Below are 17,348 nucleotides of genomic sequence, written 5' to 3' on the forward strand. Positions count from 1 at the left end.
GAAATAAGGTCGGCGTTCCAACGCCGGTGGAACAGCAAACCGCCAGAAACCCGCGCTGTAAAGCGGAAAGCGGTGCGTTTCAGGGCAGAGCGCGCAAAAAATGGGTTCCTGCGCGCTCAACCATCAGTGCCGCAGCGTATCCGTCACCCCTGCCGGCGGCTGCACCGCCAGTTCGTCCGCTTCGGTCCAGTCGATCGAGGTCAGCGGTTCGGTCAGTGCGAGTTTCAGCACCTCATCGACATGCGACACCGGGATGATCCGCAGCCCTTCGCGGATATTGGCCGGAATCTCGCTCAGATCCTTTTCGTTCTCCTGCGGGATCAGCACGGTTTCGATGCCACCGCGCAGTGCCGCGAGCAGTTTTTCCTTGAGCCCGCCGATCGGCAGGACGCGGCCGCGCAGCGTTACCTCGCCGGTCATCGCCACGTCCTTGCGCACCGGAACCCCGGTCAGGGTCGAGACGATCGAGGTGACGAGACCAATGCCGGCCGACGGTCCGTCCTTGGGCACCGCGCCCTCGGGCAAATGGACGTGGATGTCCTTGCGTGCGAAGATGCTCGGCTTGATGCCATAGCTCGGGCTGCGCGCGCGGATGAAGCTGAACGCCGCCTCGACGCTTTCCTTCATCACATCGCCCAGCTTGCCGGTTGTCCGGATCGCGCCCTTGCCCGGCACGGTCACGCTTTCGATGGTCAGCAGCTCGCCACCGACTTCGGTCCAGGCAAGCCCGGTGACCGCGCCGATCTGGTGCTCCTCCTCACCGATGCCGAAGCGATATTTCCGAACGCCGGCAAATTCGTGCAGGTTCTCGGGCGTCACGACGACGCTCTCGACCTTGCCCTCCAGGATCCGGCGCAGCGCCTTGCGCGCGAGCTTGGCGATCTCACGCTCCAGCGTACGCACGCCGGCCTCGCGGGTATAGTAGCGGATCAGATCGCGCAGCCCTGCGTCGCTCAGTTCGAACTCGCCGTCCTTCAGGCCGTGCGCGTCGATCTGCTTGGCGATCAGATGGCGCTTGGCGATCTCGACCTTCTCGTCTTCGGTGTACCCTTCGAGCCGGATGATCTCCATGCGGTCGAGCAAGGGCTGGGGCAGGTTCAGCGAATTCGCGGTGGTGACGAACATGATGTCCGACAGATCGACGTCGATCTCCAGATAATGGTCGTTGAACTTGCTGTTCTGCTCCGGATCGAGCACTTCGAGCAGCGCCGAGGCGGGATCGCCACGGAAATCCTGGCCAAGCTTGTCGATTTCATCGAGCAGGAACAGCGGATTGCTGGTCCCGGCCTTTTTGAGGTTGGTCACGATCTTGCCCGGCAGCGAGCCGATATAGGTGCGACGATGGCCGCGAATCTCGGCCTCGTCGCGCACGCCGCCCAGCGACTGGCGGATGAACTCGCGCCCGGTCGCCTTGGCGATCGACTTGCCGAGGCTGGTCTTGCCGACGCCGGGCGGACCGACGAGGCACAGGATCGGCCCCTTGAGCTTGTTGGTGCGCGCCTGCACCGCGAGATACTCGATGATGCGGTCCTTGACCTTTTCCAGGCCGTAATGATCCGCATCGAGCACCGCCTCGGCCTCGACCAGATCCTTTTTGAGCTTCGACTTCTTGCCCCAGGGCAGGCCGAGCAGCACGTCGAGATAGTTGCGCACCACGGTCGCCTCGGCGCTCATCGGGGCCATGGTCTTGAGCTTCTTGAGCTCGGCCTGCGCCTTGCCGCGCGCTTCCTTGGACAGCTTGAGCGTGGCAATCTTCTGGGTCAGCTCGGCGACCTCGTCGCCCTCGCCCTCCTCGCCCTCATTGCCCAGCTCGCGCTGGATCGCCTTAAGCTGTTCGTTCAGATAATATTCGCGCTGGGTCTTCTCCATCTGGCGCTTCACGCGCGAGCGGATTTTCTTCTCGACCTGCAGCACGCCAAGCTCGCCTTCCATGAAGGCGAACACCATTTCGAGGCGCTTCTGCGGGTCGCTTTCGACCAGCAGACTCTGCTTGTCGGCAACCTTCACCGCGATATTGCCGGCAACCGCGTCGGCCAGTCGCGCTGCGTCGTCAATTTCACCGAGCTGCACGGCGGTTTCGGCGGGCAGCTTGCGGTTGAGCTTGGCGTAATTCTCGAACTGCTCGACGACCGATCGCATCAGCGCCTGAACCTCGGTGCCGGTCGCTTCCTTCTGCTCGACTGGCGACACGGTCGCCGTGAGATAGCCGCCAGCGTCCGCCATCGTCTCGAGCTTGCCGCGCTCCTTGCCGGCGACCAGCACGCGCACCGTGCCGTCGGGCAGCTTGAGCAGCTGCATCACCTCGGCCGACACGCCGGTATCGTACAGATCCTCGCGGCCGGGATCGTCATTGGCAGGATCGAGCTGCGCGACGAGGAAAATCTCCTTGTCGTCGGCCATCGCGGCCTCAAGGGCGGCGACCGACTTGTCGCGCCCGACGAACAGCGGCACGATCATGTGCGGAAAGACGACGATGTCGCGCAGCGGCAGGACTGGATAGGAAGACTTCATGAACACTCCGGTGCTGCCCGCTTGGGGCAGATTCGTTCCTGTATATGGGGTGCGGGCGCGTCGCATCAATGCGGTCGTTGCGGCGCTGGCGCTCGCCGCGCTACCCGATCCGGCGCTCGCGCAGCGCGGGGAGCCTCCCATCACCGAGCTTACCGCCCAGTCCGGAGGCGCGGTCGATCCGGAGCGCGCCGCGGTGCGGCTCGACGCGGTTGCGCTGGATCTTCGCGTCGAGCCGGAGCGCAAGCATTTATCCGGCGTGGCCGAACTGCGCCTCACGACGCGCATCGCCCAGACCCGCCTGCTGATCGACCTCGACCGCAACTTTACGGTCAGCTTCATCGAGATTGACGGGCGCCGCCTCGCGTCGTCGGCTTGGCGCAATCCCGAGGGGCGGCTGATCATCGCCCTGCCCCGCCCGGCACCGGCCGGCGCCCGGATCGTGCTGCGGCTGGGCTATGCCGGTCGCCCGCACGAGGCGGTGAACGCGCCGTGGGATGACGGCATCGTCTGGTCGAGCTGGCAGGGCAACTCGTGGGTCGCAACCACGGCGCAGGGCTATGGCTGCGACCTGTTCTGGCCCTGCCTCGATTTTCCGGCGGGCGAGGTCGGTGAGATGCGCTTGTCGATCACCGTGCCCGAGGGGCTGTCGGCGATCGCGAATGGCGTGCTGCAATCGCGCAGCCCCGCGCCCGGCGGCGGGACGCGCTGGACCTGGCTGGCGCGCGACATCAACCCTTATCTCGTTGCGCTGAACATCGGCCCCTATCGCGAGATCCGCGGCAGCTATGCCAGCCGGTTCGGCAACACGGTGCCGCTGCATTTCTGGCACCTGATGGGCAAGGAGCGTCAGGCCGCGGGGTTGTTCGCCGAATTTGCCCCGACGCTCGACTTCTTCGAGACGCTGATCGGGCCGTTCCCGTTCGCTCAGGAGAAGCTGGGCGTGGTCGAGACGCCGCACCTTGGCATGGAGCATCAGACGGTCAACGCGTACGGCAACGACTATCGCAAGGATGCGACCGGGTTCGACTGGCTGTTCCACCACGAGCTGGCGCATGAATGGTTCGGCAACCAGATGACTGCGGCCGACTGGGACGATTTCTGGCTGCACGAGGGCTATGGCCAGTACATGCAGCCGCTCTATGGCCAGTGGCGCGAGGGCGAGGCGCGCTATGCCGCGATGATGGCGGAGCAGCGCCGGAACATCCTCAACCGTCGCCCGCTGGTATCGGGCCGCCCGCGCACCTCGGACGAGGTCTATCAGATCGAAAAGGGCGGGCCCGGGCAGGATATCTATTACAAGGGCGCGTGGGTGCTGCACACGCTGCGCTATCTGATCGGCGATGCCGCATTTTTCGATGCCACCCGGCGGCTGGTCTATGGTCGACCCGACCCCAGGCCGGGCAATTTCGCACCGCGCTTTGTTTCGACTCCCGAGTTCGAAGCAGTGATGAGCGCGGCGGCCGGGCGCGACCTGAGCTGGTTCCATGACGTCTATCTGCGCGAAGCGGACCTGCCCGAACTGGTGGAGACGCGCGCGGGCAATCAGCTCACGCTGGAGTGGAAGACACCGCGCAATGCCCCCTTCCCGCTGCCGGTCGATGTCCAGGTGGACGGCGTCGTGCAGCGCGTCGCGATGGACGGCGGGCGTGCGACAATCACGGTGCCCGCAGGCGCGCATGTCGTGATCGATCCGATGGCCCGCGTCCTGCGCCGCAGCGTCGCGATCGAGGCGATGCAGCGCCGCTGACCTGCCACGCTTCAGCCGAGCCGGATATGCGCGTCGGTCACCCGGATCTGGTTGCGCCCACCATGTTTGGCGGCATAGAGCGCGGCATCGGCGCGGCGCATGGCAAGATCGATGGGGTCGCCGTCGATCGCCACGACCCCGCCCGAGCAGGTGACCGCCGCCCCGTCCGGGCGCGGGATCATGCCCGCTGCCAGCCGGTTTCCGATCCGCTGCAGCACCGCCGCCGCCTCCCCGTCCTCGGTCCCGGGGAACAGCACCGCAAACTCCTCGCCACCCCAGCGCGCAACCGCATCGCTCTTGCGCACATGGCGGGCGAGAAAGGCGGCGAAGTCCTGCAGGATCACATCGCCCGCGTCATGGCCGAAACTGTCATTGACCGCCTTGAAGCGATCCAAGTCGATCAGCGCGACCGCTCCGTCCGCAACCGCGTCCGCCTGCGCCAGAAAACCGCGCCGGTTGAGCAGTCCGGTCAGCGGATCGCGATGCGCGGCCACGTCGAGCGTGGCGAGCCGCATCCGCGTCGCTTCGCTCGCGCGGCTCACACCCGACAGCAGTTCCGCAAGCATGTCGGCATCGCGCACGCTTCCCAGCGCGTCGATCTGTTCGCGCTCGAGCGCGGCGATCGTCTGGGTCGCTGCGCGCACCGGCGCCATCAGGGCGTCGATCGCGATCAGCGTGAAGATTGTCCCGACCAGCGTGGCGGCGAGGACGACCGCGAGATCACTCCAGTCGATCCGGCCCGTTGTCGCCTGCCAGCCGGCAAAGGACAGCAACGGGACGTGCGTCCCGACAAAACACACCGTGAACATCCGCATGCGCAGACTGGAGGGGAACAGAAACCGGGTTAACTGATAAAAACGCATCGTCGCCTCCTGCCGCCCCTGCCCGCAACCAGCAGAAATCGTTAGGAGAAATGAATGGTTGGCGAAGATGCGTGGTTAATGCGACCAGCCGCACGTCACCCGGTGAGGCGTCCAATGAAAACGGGCGCCGGTTGCCCGACGCCCGTTCGATTGGCCCCTCCCGATGCCGCTCAGGCGGCGTCGCCGGCCTTTTTCTTTTCAGCCGAGTAGACCCGCACCGGTTCCTTCGACCCGGCGACAACGTCCTTGTCGATCATCACCTCGTCCACCCCGTCCATGCTTGGCAGGTCGAACATGGTGTCCAGCAGGATGCCTTCGAGGATCGAGCGGAGGCCGCGTGCGCCGGTCTTGCGCTCGATCGCCTTCTTGGAGACCGAAACCAGTGCGTCGTCGGTGAAGCTGAGCTTCACATTCTCCATCTCGAACAGCTTCTGATACTGTTTCACGAGGGCGTTCTTCGGCTCGGTCAGGATCTTGACCAGTGCCGGCACGTCGAGATCCTCGAGCGTCGCGACGACCGGGAGACGGCCGACAAATTCGGGGATCAGGCCGAACTTGAGCAGATCTTCCGGCTCGGTCTGACGCAGCACCTCGCCGGTGCGGCGCTCCTCGGGCGAGGCGACATAGGCACCGAACCCGATCGACTTGCCCTGCAGGCGGTCGCCGATGATCTTTTCGAGGCCGCTGAACGCACCGCCGCAGATGAACAGGATGTTGGTCGTGTCGACCTGCAGGAACTCCTGCTGCGGATGCTTGCGTCCGCCCTGCGGCGGCACCGACGCGGTAGTGCCTTCCATCAGCTTGAGCAGCGCCTGCTGCACGCCCTCGCCCGACACGTCGCGCGTGATCGAGGGATTCTCGGCCTTGCGGCTGATCTTGTCGATCTCGTCGATATAGACGATGCCGCGCTGCGCCCGCTCGACATTATAGTCCGACGCCTGGAGCAGCTTGAGGATGATGTTCTCGACATCCTCACCGACATAGCCCGCTTCGGTCAGCGTGGTCGCATCGGCCATGGTGAACGGCACGTCGAGGATGCGCGCCAGCGTCTGTGCCAGCAGCGTCTTGCCGCAGCCGGTCGGGCCGACGAGCAGGATGTTGGACTTGGCGAGTTCGACATCGGCGCCCTTCGCGCCATGGTTCAGCCGCTTGTAGTGGTTGTGCACCGCGACAGAGAGGACGCGCTTTGCCTGTTTCTGGCCGATCACATAATCGTCCAGCACGTCGCAGATTTCCTGCGGCGTGGGCACGCCACCGTCCTTCTTGCTGACGAGTGCCGACTTGGTTTCCTCGCGAATGATGTCGTTGCACAGCTCGACGCACTCGTCGCAGATGAACACAGTCGGTCCGGCGATCAGCTTGCGCACTTCGTGCTGCGACTTGCCGCAGAACGAACAGTAGAGCGTGCTTTTGGAATCGCCGCCGCTTAGCTTCGTCATTCAGTCTTCCTTTGCGTGCCGGGCCGATTGCTCGACCCGGCATCCTACCGCCGGGAAAATGCCCGGCAATCAAAAACGCCTTCTAGCGCATCAAGGGTGAGCGTCCGATTAAGACGCCGCGCCCTCGCTGTCAGCCGGCTGCGGGCGCTTTTCATACACTTCGTCGACCAGGCCGAACGCCTTGGCCTCATCCGCCTCGAGGAAGGTGTCGCGGTCCATCGCCGCTTCGATCCGCTCGAGCGGCTGACCGGTATATTTGACGTACAGGTCGTTCATCCGGCGCTTGATGCGCAGGATTTCCTTGGCCTGAATCTCGATGTCGGACGCCATGCCCTGCGCCCCGCCCGAAGGCTGGTGGATCATGATCCGCGCATTGGTCAGTGCCACGCGCAGCCCCGGCTCACCCGCGGCGAGCAGGAAGCTGCCCATCGACGCGGCCTGGCCGATGCACACCGTGCCGACCCGCGGCCGGATATACTGCATGGTATCGTGGATCGCCATGCCGGCGGTGACCACGCCACCCGGCGAGTTGATGTACATCCAAATGTCCTTCTTCGGGTTCTCGGACTCGAGGAAGAGCAACTGCGCGGTGATCAGCGAGGCCATGTGATCTTCGACCGGCCCGGTCACGAACACGATCCGTTCGCGCAGCAGGCGCGAATAGATGTCGAAGCTGCGCTCGCCGCGGCTCGACTGTTCGATGACGATGGGAACCAGCGCGCCGGTAACGGGATCGACGGTCATCTGACCGGAAAGGGGGTGCATGTGGGTTGTTCTCGTCAAATCTGTTTCTGCCCGACGACTACATCGGCGCTCGCACCGGATCACGCAAGGGGGGAAGAGGGTGAACGCGTGTGCCCCGCCCTGCCCATTGCGGCGATCCCCACGGGCGCGGGCAACCATTTCTGAACGCTTGAGACCGATACTGCCGGTCCAACAGGAGGCGAAAGGGGCGCCCATGCGCCAGGAAATGCGGACCATGATCGCGTTCGGAGCGCTCTATGCGCTGCTCGCGACCTGCGCGCTGGTGCCGCTGTTCGGCGCGGGCGGGTTGACCGACCTGACGTTCGGGATCGCGCTGGTCGTGGCCATCGCGCTGTTCCCCGCCACTGCCATCGTCCTCACGCTCTTTGCTCCGATGTTCCTCAACCCACAGCGGTGCACGCCGGCCAAACCGCGCCCCGCGGTCGCGCGCGCGACCCCGGCCATGGTCACGCCGCGCGATCGCTTCGAGCTCGCCTTTGCCGCGTGGAACGGGATCGAGTCCGAGGAAGCGGTCATTCGCCTGTCGCGCCGGCTTCACGCACTCGACATTGCCCACCGCCTGACCGATGGCGTGATCGAGGTGCATGACGGAGCCGTGCGCTGGCAGGTCGCGCCGGTCCAAGGCGCGCTGCGCATCTCCGGCTGGGTCGAGGCGCCGGACCAGGAAACCCGGGCGATGATCGTCGCCGCAGTTGAAGAATTTCTGATTGAGGAACTCGGGATCCGGATCGAACAGCGCGCAGCCTGACCGCCCGCCGCTGGCGTTCAGGGAGCCGGAGGAGCGGGCTGCGCCAGATAGGCCAGACGCCGGACTTCACGCCGACCGCGCACCACGGTGTCGAGGATCAGGCCGGCAAAGCTGCTGAGCGCCGCCAGAATAACCAACCCTGTCGCCAGAATCGCCGTCGGCAGCCGCGGCACCAGCCCGGTCTCGGCATAGGTAATCGCCAGCGGCACCGCGAGGATTACGGCGAGCGCGGCAAGGACCAGCGCGATCATGCCGAAAAACAGCACCGGCTTTTCGATCCGGTAGAGCGACAGGATCGTGCGCGCGATCCTTGCCCCGTCGCGATAGGTGGACAGTTTCGAAACCGATCCTTCGGGCCGCGCCAGATAGCGGGTTTCGATTTCCCCGACCGGCATTTTGAGCTCGAGCGCGTGCACGCTGATCTCGGTTTCGATCTCGAACCCCGCCGACAGCACCGGGAAGCTCTTCACGAACCGGCGCGAAAACACGCGATAGCCAGAGAAAATGTCGGTAAAACTGCGCCCGAACAGACCAGCGAGCAGCCCGGTCATCGCCCGGTTGCCCAGCACATGCCCGCGGCGATAGGCGTCGGCCGCCTCATGCACGCGGGTCCCGACGACCATGTCGAGGCCCTCGTCACGCAGCTTGGCAATCATTGCCGGAACCGCTGCCGGGTCATAGGTCGCGTCGCCATCGGCCATGACGTAGATGTCGGCGTCGACATCGGCGAACATCCGCCGGACGACATTGCCCTTGCCCTGCATCCGCTCGGTCCGCACGATCGCGCCGGCGTCTCGCGCCACCGCAACGGTGCGGTCGCGGCTGTTATTGTCGTAGACGTAGATCGCGGCATCGGGGAGCGCCGCACGAAAGCCCGCGACCGTCTGCGCGATCGCGGCTTCCTCGTTATAGCAGGGCAGGATCACTGCAATGCGCGGCTCGGTCACGCCAGTCCCCACTATGCCGCCCGGATACCGTCCGGGATAAACCAGAAGTCCACGCGGCGCTCGCGCTCCGTTCGGTTACCGCTGCCCCGACGCCCGGTGCGGGCCGCCAGGGCCGCAACCGGGGACGGGTGCGCGGAACCGAGCGGGGTCAGTCCGCCTTCTTCTTGGCCGGCGCCTTCTTCTTCGGCGCAGGTGCAGCCTCCTCGGCCTCACCCGCTTCGGCAGTCTCCGCCTTCGCCTTCTTGGCCGGAGCCTTCTTGGCGGGCTTCACCTCTTCGGCGGCAGCTTCGGCGGCGGGCTCTTCGGCCTTCTTCGTCTTGGCCTTCTTGGCGGGCTTGTGGTCGTGGTCGTGGTCGCAGTCCGGGCCATGAACGTGCGGCACCGCGCCTTCTTCGCTCTCGATCGCAGCTTCCAGCTCTTCGCGGGTAACTTCGCGCTCGCTCACCTCGGCCTTGCCGAAGAGGAAGTCGACGACCTTGTCCTCATAGAGCGGGGCGCGCAGCTGGGCGGCGGCCATCGGCTCCTGCTGGATATACTGGAAGAAGCGCTGCTGATCTTCCGGGCGATACTGCTGAGCCGCCTGGGCAATCAGACGGTTCATTTCCGCCTGAGTCACTTCGACGCCATTCGCCTGGCCGATTTCGGAGAGCAGCAGGCCAAGGCGCACGCGACGCTCGGCGATCGCGCGATAATCGTCCTTCTCGTTCTCCAGATCGGCCTTGGCCGCCTCCGGGTCCTCTTCATGGCTCGCCTCGTGCTGAAGCTGGGCCCAGATCTGCTGGAACTCGGCTTCGACCATCGACGGCGGCACCGGGAAGTCATGGCCAGCGGCAAGCTGGTCGAGCAGCTTGCGCTTCATGTAGGTGCGGGTGAGACCGCCGGTCTCGTTCTCCATCTGCCCGCGCAGGATCGTGCGCAGCTGATCGAGGCTCTCAAGGCCGAGATTCTTGGCGAGGTCCTCGTCGACCTTCACTTCGCCGGCAACCTTCACCGCAGTGATCTTGAGGTCGAAGGTCGCGGGCTTGCCGGCCAGCGTGTCGACGCCATAATCCTCGGGGAAGGTCACTTCGATCTGCTTCTCGTCGCCAGCCTTCACGCCGACGATCTGGTCCTCGAAGCCCGGGATCAGGCGCCCCGATCCGATTTCGATCGCCATGCCCTCGCCGGTGCCGCCATCGAATGCAACGCCATCGACCTTGCCGACAAAGTCCATCGTGACCTGGTCGCCCTGCTTCGCCTTGTGCTTGGCGGGGGCGTCTTCCCAAGCCTTCTGCTGGCCGGCGATCTGCAGGATCTGCGCGTCGACCGCCTCGTCGCTGACCGGAACGATCAGCCGCTCGAGCTTGAGCCCCTCGATCGACGGGGTCGGGACGTCGGGCAGGACTTCCAGCTCGACCTTCACCTCGGCGTCGCCGCCGGGAGCAAACGTGCCCTCGAGGCTGACCGACGGCTGCATCGCGGGGCGCAGCTTGTGGTCGGCGATCAGCTTCTGCACGCCTTCCTGGATGGTCGTGTTGAGCGCGTCCTGGGTCAGCGCCTCTCCATGCATCTTGCGGACCAGGTTGGTCGGCACCTTGCCGGGGCGGAAGCCGGGCATGCGGATCTGCGGGGCAACGCGCTTCACCTCGGCATCGACGCGGCTGTCGATGTCCGCAGCGGTGATCTTGAGGGTGTAGGCGCGCTTGAGGCCTTCGTTCAACGTCTCGACGGTTTGCATTTCTATCGGGCTTCCTGCTCTGGAAGTGGAATCGGAGTCGCGGCGCCCCCCTTGCGCCGGGCGGCGGACTGGTGCGGGCGAAGGGACTCGAACCCCCACATCTTGCGATACTGGAACCTAAATCCAGCGCGTCTACCAGTTCCGCCACGCCCGCATTCAGGGACACCGCAGGTCGGGCGCGTCTATAGCAAGGCGGTGGCCGGGGGCAAGGGCGATGCCAATAAAGCGTAATAATGACGCTTTTTCGGGCGCTGCACCACGCGATTTAGCGCGTCAGCCCGATCTGCCAGGCATGGGGCGCGACCGGATGCACCAGGACCAAGTCATCGTCGTCCACCATCCCCGCATCGCGCGCAGCCGGTTCGGCACGGTCGACGATCACTGCCAGGCGCCCGCGCCAGCCGCGCTGTCGCAGGTGGCGGACCTTGGCCAGATCGTCGCTTCCCGGGCGCAGCGCGACGATGACCCAGGCCAGATCGGCAGACTTCGGATCCTCGGCTAATGTTGCCGCACTGGCAAAGGAGCGGACACGATGACGCTGCCCGGACAATAGCAGGTGCAGGGCGCGACGCGCCGCATCGTCGGGATCGACGAGCGCGATCGCCAGGGGCGCTGCGGCATCGTCGGCGACGGCATGATGGAAGTCACGGGGATCCATTTCAGCGCAGCATGACGCACAAGCGCGCGTGCCGCCTTCCGGAATAATCCTTAGTCCGCTGCGTGCAGCCCCGCCGCAAATGCGATTCGCAGCGCTTCCGACAGGCTGCGCACTTCAAGCTTGGTCATCAGATTGGCGCGATGCACCTCGACCGTGCGCGGCGAGATGCCGAGATCATAGGCAATCGTCTTGTTGGGATTGCCCGCCACCAGCCCGCGCAGCACGTCGCGCTCACGCCCGGTCAGCGCGGCGATCCGTACCGCCGCTTCCTGCCCTTCCACCTCCGCATCGCCTGCGCGGTCGAGCCGTTCGAAGCCACGCTCGATCGCGCCCAGCAACTGGGCCTTTTCGAACGGCTTTTCGAGAAAATCGACCGCCCCCTGCTTCATCGCCGTCACCGCGGTTGCCACGTCGCCATGACCGGTCAGCACGATTACCGGCAGCGCGACCCCGCGCGCGTTGAGCTCGCGCTGCACCTCGAGCCCGTCCATCTCGGGCATGCGGATGTCGAGCAGGATACAGCCCGGATCGGGGTGGCGCGCGTCTTTCAGAAACGCGACGCCGGACGGATAGGCACGCACGTCAAAGCCCGAGGTCTTGAGCAGAAAGCCCGCCGAGCGCCGCACGGCATCCTCGTCGTCGATCAGATGGATCAGGCGCTTGTCGCTCATTCGGAAGTCTCCGCACTCGGAATGGTAAACCACAGGATCGTGCCCCCGCCGGGGCGCGGATCGGCCCCGATCCGCCCGCCATGCGTCTCTACGATCGTACGGCAAATGGAAAGTCCCAGACCAAGACCATTCTGCTTGGTCGTGTTGAACGCGTCGAACAGCCGCGAGCGGATTGCCGGATCGATCCCCGGTCCGGTATCGCTCACCGCGACCCGGATCATGCCGTCGGGCTGCAGCCGCGTTGAAACCGTGATATCGCGCACCGGCATATCTTCCAGCGCCTCGACTGCGTTGCGGATCAGATTGACCAGCACCTGCTGGATCTGCACCCGGTCGACCAGGGCGACCCGTGCATCGGGGTCGAGATCCTTGAGGCCGCGCACCCCGCGCTCGTGCGCTCCGGTCATCGCGAGCCGCGTCGCCTCTTCGACCATCGGCGGCAGCGGCTCGACGCGCTTCTCGACCTCGCCGCGTGCCACGAATTCGCGCAGGCGCCGCACGATATTCCCGGCCCGCAGCGCTTCGACCGCCGACTCGCTGACTGCTTCGCCGAGCATCTCGAGGTCCGGCTCGCCGGCGGCGATCAGGTCGCGCGCGGCCTCCATGTAATTGGCGATTGCGGTGAGCGGCTGATTGAGTTCATGCGCCAGCGTCGACGCCATCGTCCCCATCGCCGATACGCGCGACACATGCACCAGCTCGGACTGCAGCTCCTTCATCTGGAGTTCGGCGCGCTGGCGGTCGGTCAGGTCGCGGATGAAGCCGGTAAAGATCCGGTGCCCGGCGCTGCGCGCCTCGCCCACCGCCAGTTCCATCGGAAACTCGCTGCCATCGCGACGTTTGCCCGTCACGATCCGCCCGATCCCGATGATCCGCCGCTCGCCCGTCCGGCAATAATGCTCGACATAGTCGTCGTGCCGCAGGCGATCCCCATCGGGCATCATCATCCCGATATTGCGTCCGACCACCTCGGACTCGGTATAGCCGAACAGCCGTTCGGCCGCCGCGCTGAACGACAGGATCTGGCCACGCTCATCGATCACGATCATCGCGTCGGGCACCGTCGCCAGGATCGAGCGCAGGTGAAGTTCGCTGCGTGCCACTGCCGCCTCCGCAGCCTTGCGATCGGTAATGTCCTCGATGGTCACGCCAAAGCCGAGCAGCGTGCCGGCTTCGTTGCGCAGCGCGATCAGGCGCGCGTCGGCGGCGAATTCGGTCGCATCGAGCCGCCGTCGCCATCCCTCTTCGGCGTAGCGGCCATAGGTCGCGGCGCGCGACAGGTCATCGTCGGGTTTGCCCGACTGGCGATCGGAGTCGGAGTAGAAGATCGCGAAGGACTGGCCGATGGCGCTGTCGGGAAGATGGCCCAGCAGAATCTGGGCGCCGGGATTCCAGCTGCGAATGATGCCGTCCGGTGACAGCACGACCTGGGCGCGATCCAGATCGCTTGCGATGAATCGGGCAGCCAGCGCCTCGATCGTGTTGCCGTCCATGCCGCCTGTCCGCCCGCCCCGCCCTACATCCGTGGAACACCCATCGGGAAAACTACCAATGCAGTCCGGCACCGGAAAAGCCGATGCCGCCGCCGCGCACCCTTCGCGCAGAACGTATCGGGGGAATGACCCATGAAAACAACCCGTCTCCTTATCGGCGCACTGGCCTGCGTGGCCGGCGCTTCGCCCGCGCTCGCCAAGGAAGGCGATGTGCTGATGCGCGTCCGCGGCATCGTCGTGTCGCCGACCGAAAGCTCCGGCCCCGTGACGCCCGGCTTCCCGGGCAGCGAAGTCGGCGTCAGCGATGCAGTGATGCCTGAGGTCGATTTCACCTATATGGTGACCGACAATATCGGCGCTGAACTGATCCTTGCGACCACCAAGCATGACGCCGAAGGGCGTGGCACGCTGTCGGGCTTCGACGAGCTGGCGAGCACCTGGGTGCTGCCGCCGACGCTGACGCTGCAATATCACTTTGCGCCCGAGGCCAAGGTGCGCCCCTATGTCGGCGCCGGCGTCAACTACACGCTGTTCTACTCGACCAAGGCGAGCAGCGCGCTTGAAGCGGCAATCGGCAACACCAGCGTCGAGATGGACGACAGCTTCGGCTATGCACTGCAGGCTGGCGTCGATGTCGATCTGAACGAGAAGATGTTCCTCAACTTCGATATCAAATATATCGACATGGACACGACGGCGCGTCTGCGCACCGGCGCGGTGACCAACACCGCGGAAATCAGCATCGATCCGATCGTGGCTGGCGTCGGAATCGGCTTCCGCTTCTGATGAAAAAGCAGGGGCGGCAACCGGATCGCGGTTGCCGCCCCTCTTTTTTGTTCTGCAACCGACCGACTGACGACGACCGGAAGCCTGGCTGTCCTCAGAAATCAGGCTGGCGCAGCAGCCGTGGCGGGAGGTCGCCATAGCGCAGCACGGTCGCCCGCTCGCGCGCGGTCTGGCGCACGACTGCCAGATGCTCCTCGATGAACGCGGGATCGAGCCCCGGCACCACGGCATCGAAATGCACATGGTGACAGTCAGCCAGACCAAACGCCCGCGTGAGATAGGTATCGAACGCCTGTTTCAGCGCCATCCACTGGCCACGCTCCTCCAACCAGCGACGCGAAGCGCCGGAGGTCGAAAAGATCGTCAGCCGCTTGCCGCGCAGGATCGGGCTCGGCACCTGGTTCTGCACCGCGTCCGGGGTCATGTCGGCCCCCAGCACCCGATCGACATAGCCCTTGATCATCGCCGGCGGCATGCCGAACCAGATCGGGTACACCAGCACCACCATGTCCGACGCCTCAAGCTGGGCGAGCGAGGTGGCGACATCGGGACGCGGCGTGAATCCGGGCCCGGGCAATTCGTCGCGGCGGAGCAGCGGATCGAAATTGCGGGCATAGAGATCGTCGAGTTCGGTACGCTGGCCGAGCGCTTCAACCTCCGCGCAATAGCTGCGCGCGATGGCATGGTTGAAGCTGTCGAGGCCGGGATGGCCAAGCACCACCAGGTGGCGCAGCGTTTCGGGCGCGGGCACCTCGGTCATGACGCTCTCTCCTTATTGCGACAGGAAGACGGGATAGGGGCTGTTGTGGAGCAGGTCGCGGGTCACGCCGCCGAACAGCGTTTCGAACAGCCGCGAGTGACCAAAGCCGCCCATCACGATCAGCGCGGGGTCAAGCTGCAGGGCATGCGACAGGATCTGCTGCCCGATCCGACCGCTTTCAGGCTGAACCAGCGCAATGTCGGGCCGGATCCCGTGGCGCGAGAGGTAGCGTGCCGCCAGTTCGGGCGGATGCTTGAGGCCACCGCGATCGATGCTGAGAATCCGCACTTCACGCGACAGCGACAAGAGCGGCACGGCCGCGCGCAGGGCGGCATCGGATTCGTCCGAACCGTCCCAGGCGACCAGCGCAGTGCCGTGGAGCGCGATCCCGCGCGTCTCGGCGGGTACGGCGAGCACCGGCCGATTGGCGCGCAGCATCGTGGCGACAACACCGTCCATCTCTCCGCCCGGGAACCCGTCGAACACCGTGTTGATGACGACGAGATCGGTCAGCGCGGTATGCGATTCGAGGCAACCCGCGACATCGCCCATGCATTCGGCGAGCGACCAGGGAAGATCTTCGAGCGTCAGGCGCGCCGTGATGCGGGTGCGATTGGCATCCTGCGTCTCCAGCTCCTCGGCAATGTGCGCGGCGGCGGCGCTGGGTCCGATCATTGGATCCTCGACCATCGGCGTCATCGCCGTCACATCGATCGCGATCAGATGGCCGTGGAGCGCACGGACCAGATCGAACGCGGCCTGAACGCGGGCCTCCTGTCCGTCATCGGCATGGATGAGCACAGCGACATTCTTCATGATCCATCTCCCAGCGTGGATGAATCCTGGATAGGTCGCCCCTGCCCCGCCCTCTATCGGGAGTGATACGTAGCGTTCAGACTGCGGCGCTGAACTGACCGTGGCTGACCGCGCGATAGCGATCGAAGGCAGCGGCGGCGAGGCGTGCATAGGGCGCCCCCAGCCGCGTCGTCTCGATCGTCCAGTCGCTCCAGCGGATCGCGCCGGCATCGACCAGCGCGGCCAGCGCCGCAGGATCGTGGCACAGCGCCTCCGCGCGCATGCCGTGACGCTGCGCGATTGCCTCGGCGTCGACCACGCCATCGCACAGCAGCCGCTCGATGACGTCGCCTGCGGCCCGGTCGACCGCGTCGCGCCGGACCCCGCGCACGCCGGCAAGCGCGCCGCCCAGCACGGCCATGCGATAACGGCCGACATGCTTTTCATTCTGGATGATCGCACCGTCGAAATTGCTGATCGCGGATGCGCCAAGGCCGATCAGGGTCGTTGCCTGATCGTCGGTAAAGCCCTGGAAATTGCGGCGCAGCCGCCCCGCACGGGCCGCGACCGTGAGGCTGTCGTCCGGGCGCGCGAAATGATCGAACCCGATCGCTTCGAAGCCCGCTTCAACCCACAGATCATGCGCCAGCGCGCGCTGCCAGAAACGTGCGGGTGCATCGGGCAGCGCGCTGCCGTCAATCCGGCGCTGACGCGGCAGCAGCGCGGGCAGATGCGCATAGCCGAACATCGCCACCCGGTCCGGTGCAAGCCGATGGGCAGCGGCGATCGTCGCCGCGATATCGTCCATCGTCTGACCGGGAAGTCCGTACATCAGGTCCAGGTTGATCCGCCCGATCCCCGCCGACCGCGCCTCCGCAATCGCCTGAGCGACCTGCGCGAAGGGCTGGATCCGGCCGATCGCAGCCTGCACCCGGGGCGCGAAGGTCTGGGCGCCGACGCTGATCCGTCCGATGCCGGCGCGGGCAAAGGCCAGGGCGTGCGCACGACCGAAGAAGCGCGGGTCGATTTCCGCCGCCCAGTCGGCGTCCGGCGCGATATCGAACCGTTCGCGCAGCGTCCGGCACAGCCCGCCAAACGCCTCGGGACTGAGCGCGTTGGGGCTGCCCCCGCCGAAATGGACCGCCGTGACGCGACCGCGCATCCGCGCCGCCACGGTCGCGATCTCTGCCTCGATCGCTGCGCGGTAAATGTCCAGCCGCTCCGGTCGCCCGGTCGCGCCGGTGTTGCACCCGCAATACCAGCAGATCTTCTCGCAATAGGGGATGTGCAGATAGAGCGACACGGGCTGTCCCGGCGCAACCGCATCCAGCTCCGCGCCCTGCTCCACCGCCCCCACCGCGGCGCCGAACTCGGCCGCTGTCGGATAGCTGGTGTAGCGGGGCACGGCCCGGGCGGCGAGAGCGGGCAGATAGCGATGCGCCATCGGG

At 65.7% G+C, this 17,348-nt stretch carries 15 protein-coding genes and 1 tRNA gene; 3 read left to right on the forward strand and 13 right to left on the reverse strand.

The genetic code is table 11. The annotated features are described in order from the left end of the window. Positions 1 to 123: 123 nt before the first annotated feature. Entirely contained in the window at positions 124 to 2,511 is a 2,388-nt protein-coding gene (lon, locus tag J2Y54_RS01235) for an endopeptidase La (protein WP_310036286.1), read from the reverse strand. A gap of 49 nt (positions 2,512 to 2,560) precedes the next feature. On the opposite strand from lon, the gene J2Y54_RS01240 reads away from it, so the two are divergent. Further along, entirely contained in the window at positions 2,561 to 4,258 is a 1,698-nt protein-coding gene (locus J2Y54_RS01240; RefSeq protein ID WP_310036287.1) for a M1 family metallopeptidase, read from the forward strand. An 11-nt stretch (positions 4,259 to 4,269) separates the two neighbouring features. Here J2Y54_RS01240 and J2Y54_RS01245 read toward each other — a convergent pair whose 3' ends face one another. The 3 genes from J2Y54_RS01245 to clpP all read right to left on the reverse strand — a co-directional run bounded on the left by J2Y54_RS01245 (position 4,270) and on the right by clpP (position 7,325). Further along, complete coding sequence (locus tag J2Y54_RS01245) at positions 4,270 to 5,121, reverse strand: GGDEF domain-containing protein (RefSeq protein WP_310036288.1); 852 nt, start codon at positions 5,119 to 5,121, stop codon at positions 4,270 to 4,272. 170 nt (positions 5,122 to 5,291) lie between these two features. Continuing rightward, positions 5,292 to 6,560 carry an ATP-dependent Clp protease ATP-binding subunit ClpX gene (gene clpX, locus J2Y54_RS01250; RefSeq protein ID WP_310036290.1) on the reverse strand — a complete coding sequence of 423 codons (1,269 nt, stop codon included), beginning with the start codon at positions 6,558 to 6,560 and terminating at the stop codon, positions 5,292 to 5,294. A gap of 108 nt (positions 6,561 to 6,668) precedes the next feature. After that, complete coding sequence (gene clpP, locus J2Y54_RS01255; RefSeq protein ID WP_310036292.1) at positions 6,669 to 7,325, reverse strand: ATP-dependent Clp endopeptidase proteolytic subunit ClpP; 657 nt, start codon at positions 7,323 to 7,325, stop codon at positions 6,669 to 6,671. Between the two features lie 214 nt (positions 7,326 to 7,539). Between clpP and J2Y54_RS01260 the strand changes: the two genes are divergently transcribed. Continuing rightward, positions 7,540 to 8,073: a hypothetical protein gene (locus J2Y54_RS01260; protein WP_310036294.1), complete on the forward strand. Its 534-nt coding sequence runs from the start codon at positions 7,540 to 7,542 to the stop codon at positions 8,071 to 8,073. Between the two features lie 17 nt (positions 8,074 to 8,090). On the opposite strand, the gene J2Y54_RS01265 is transcribed toward J2Y54_RS01260, so the two are convergent. The 6 genes from J2Y54_RS01265 to J2Y54_RS01290 all read right to left on the reverse strand — a co-directional run bounded on the left by J2Y54_RS01265 (position 8,091) and on the right by J2Y54_RS01290 (position 13,559). Continuing rightward, a complete protein-coding gene (locus tag J2Y54_RS01265; protein ID WP_310036298.1) occupies positions 8,091 to 9,020 on the reverse strand; it encodes a glycosyltransferase family 2 protein in 930 nt (309 codons plus the stop codon). A gap of 148 nt (positions 9,021 to 9,168) precedes the next feature. Beyond that, the gene (tig, locus tag J2Y54_RS01270; protein WP_310036300.1) at positions 9,169 to 10,737 is read right to left on the reverse strand and encodes a trigger factor; all 1,569 of its coding nucleotides are present in this window, start codon (positions 10,735 to 10,737) and stop codon (positions 9,169 to 9,171) included. Between the two features lie 69 nt (positions 10,738 to 10,806). Next, positions 10,807 to 10,891: transfer RNA gene (locus J2Y54_RS01275), tRNA-Leu, on the reverse strand. Between the two features lie 111 nt (positions 10,892 to 11,002). Further along, positions 11,003 to 11,395 carry a hypothetical protein gene (locus J2Y54_RS01280; RefSeq protein WP_310036302.1) on the reverse strand — a complete coding sequence of 131 codons (393 nt, stop codon included), beginning with the start codon at positions 11,393 to 11,395 and terminating at the stop codon, positions 11,003 to 11,005. Positions 11,396 to 11,445: 50 nt separating this feature from the next. Further along, positions 11,446 to 12,066: a response regulator FixJ gene (fixJ, locus tag J2Y54_RS01285; protein ID WP_310036304.1), complete on the reverse strand. Its 621-nt coding sequence runs from the start codon at positions 12,064 to 12,066 to the stop codon at positions 11,446 to 11,448. Continuing rightward, positions 12,063 to 13,559, reverse strand: a complete 1,497-nt coding sequence (locus tag J2Y54_RS01290) for a PAS domain S-box protein (RefSeq protein WP_310036306.1) — start codon at positions 13,557 to 13,559, stop codon at positions 12,063 to 12,065. Before J2Y54_RS01290 ends, fixJ begins: the two co-directional genes overlap by 4 nt. 132 nt (positions 13,560 to 13,691) lie before the next feature. On the opposite strand from J2Y54_RS01290, the gene J2Y54_RS01295 reads away from it, so the two are divergent. Continuing rightward, positions 13,692 to 14,345, forward strand: coding sequence for an OmpW family protein (locus tag J2Y54_RS01295; RefSeq protein ID WP_310036307.1), 654 nt, complete (start codon positions 13,692 to 13,694; stop codon positions 14,343 to 14,345). A 94-nt stretch (positions 14,346 to 14,439) separates the two neighbouring features. On the opposite strand, the gene J2Y54_RS01300 is transcribed toward J2Y54_RS01295, so the two are convergent. From J2Y54_RS01300 to hemN, 3 genes are all read right to left on the reverse strand, one after another. Beyond that, positions 14,440 to 15,105 carry an NAD(P)H-dependent oxidoreductase gene (locus J2Y54_RS01300; RefSeq protein ID WP_310036309.1) on the reverse strand — a complete coding sequence of 222 codons (666 nt, stop codon included), beginning with the start codon at positions 15,103 to 15,105 and terminating at the stop codon, positions 14,440 to 14,442. A 12-nt stretch (positions 15,106 to 15,117) separates the two neighbouring features. After that, positions 15,118 to 15,921, reverse strand: a complete 804-nt coding sequence (locus J2Y54_RS01305) for a universal stress protein (protein ID WP_310036311.1) — start codon at positions 15,919 to 15,921, stop codon at positions 15,118 to 15,120. A 76-nt stretch (positions 15,922 to 15,997) separates the two neighbouring features. Further along, positions 15,998 to 17,344 carry an oxygen-independent coproporphyrinogen III oxidase gene (gene hemN / locus J2Y54_RS01310; RefSeq protein ID WP_310036312.1) on the reverse strand — a complete coding sequence of 449 codons (1,347 nt, stop codon included), beginning with the start codon at positions 17,342 to 17,344 and terminating at the stop codon, positions 15,998 to 16,000. Between the last annotated feature and the right edge of the window lie 4 nt (positions 17,345 to 17,348).

This window comes from Sphingomonas sp. BE123 (genome assembly GCF_031456015.1).
GTDB lineage: Bacteria > Pseudomonadota > Alphaproteobacteria > Sphingomonadales > Sphingomonadaceae > Sphingomonas.

Coding starts and splice junctions, on each gene's coding strand:
- fixJ (WP_310036304.1), bottom strand. CDS start 12,066: ATGAGCGACAAGCGCCTGATCCATCTGATCGACGACGAGGATGCCGTG.
- J2Y54_RS01300 (WP_310036309.1), bottom strand. CDS start 15,105: ATGACCGAGGTGCCCGCGCCCGAAACGCTGCGCCACCTGGTGGTGCTT.
- clpP (WP_310036292.1), bottom strand. CDS start 7,325: ATGCACCCCCTTTCCGGTCAGATGACCGTCGATCCCGTTACCGGCGCG.
- J2Y54_RS01280 (WP_310036302.1), bottom strand. CDS start 11,395: ATGGATCCCCGTGACTTCCATCATGCCGTCGCCGACGATGCCGCAGCG.
- clpX (WP_310036290.1), bottom strand. CDS start 6,560: ATGACGAAGCTAAGCGGCGGCGATTCCAAAAGCACGCTCTACTGTTCG.
- J2Y54_RS01305 (WP_310036311.1), bottom strand. CDS start 15,921: ATGAAGAATGTCGCTGTGCTCATCCATGCCGATGACGGACAGGAGGCC.
- lon (WP_310036286.1), bottom strand. CDS start 2,511: ATGAAGTCTTCCTATCCAGTCCTGCCGCTGCGCGACATCGTCGTCTTT.
- J2Y54_RS01290 (WP_310036306.1), bottom strand. CDS start 13,559: ATGGACGGCAACACGATCGAGGCGCTGGCTGCCCGATTCATCGCAAGC.
- hemN (WP_310036312.1), bottom strand. CDS start 17,344: ATGGCGCATCGCTATCTGCCCGCTCTCGCCGCCCGGGCCGTGCCCCGC.
- J2Y54_RS01260 (WP_310036294.1), top strand. CDS start 7,540: ATGATCGCGTTCGGAGCGCTCTATGCGCTGCTCGCGACCTGCGCGCTG.
- J2Y54_RS01245 (WP_310036288.1), bottom strand. CDS start 5,121: ATGCGTTTTTATCAGTTAACCCGGTTTCTGTTCCCCTCCAGTCTGCGC.
- J2Y54_RS01295 (WP_310036307.1), top strand. CDS start 13,692: ATGAAAACAACCCGTCTCCTTATCGGCGCACTGGCCTGCGTGGCCGGC.
- tig (WP_310036300.1), bottom strand. CDS start 10,737: ATGCAAACCGTCGAGACGTTGAACGAAGGCCTCAAGCGCGCCTACACC.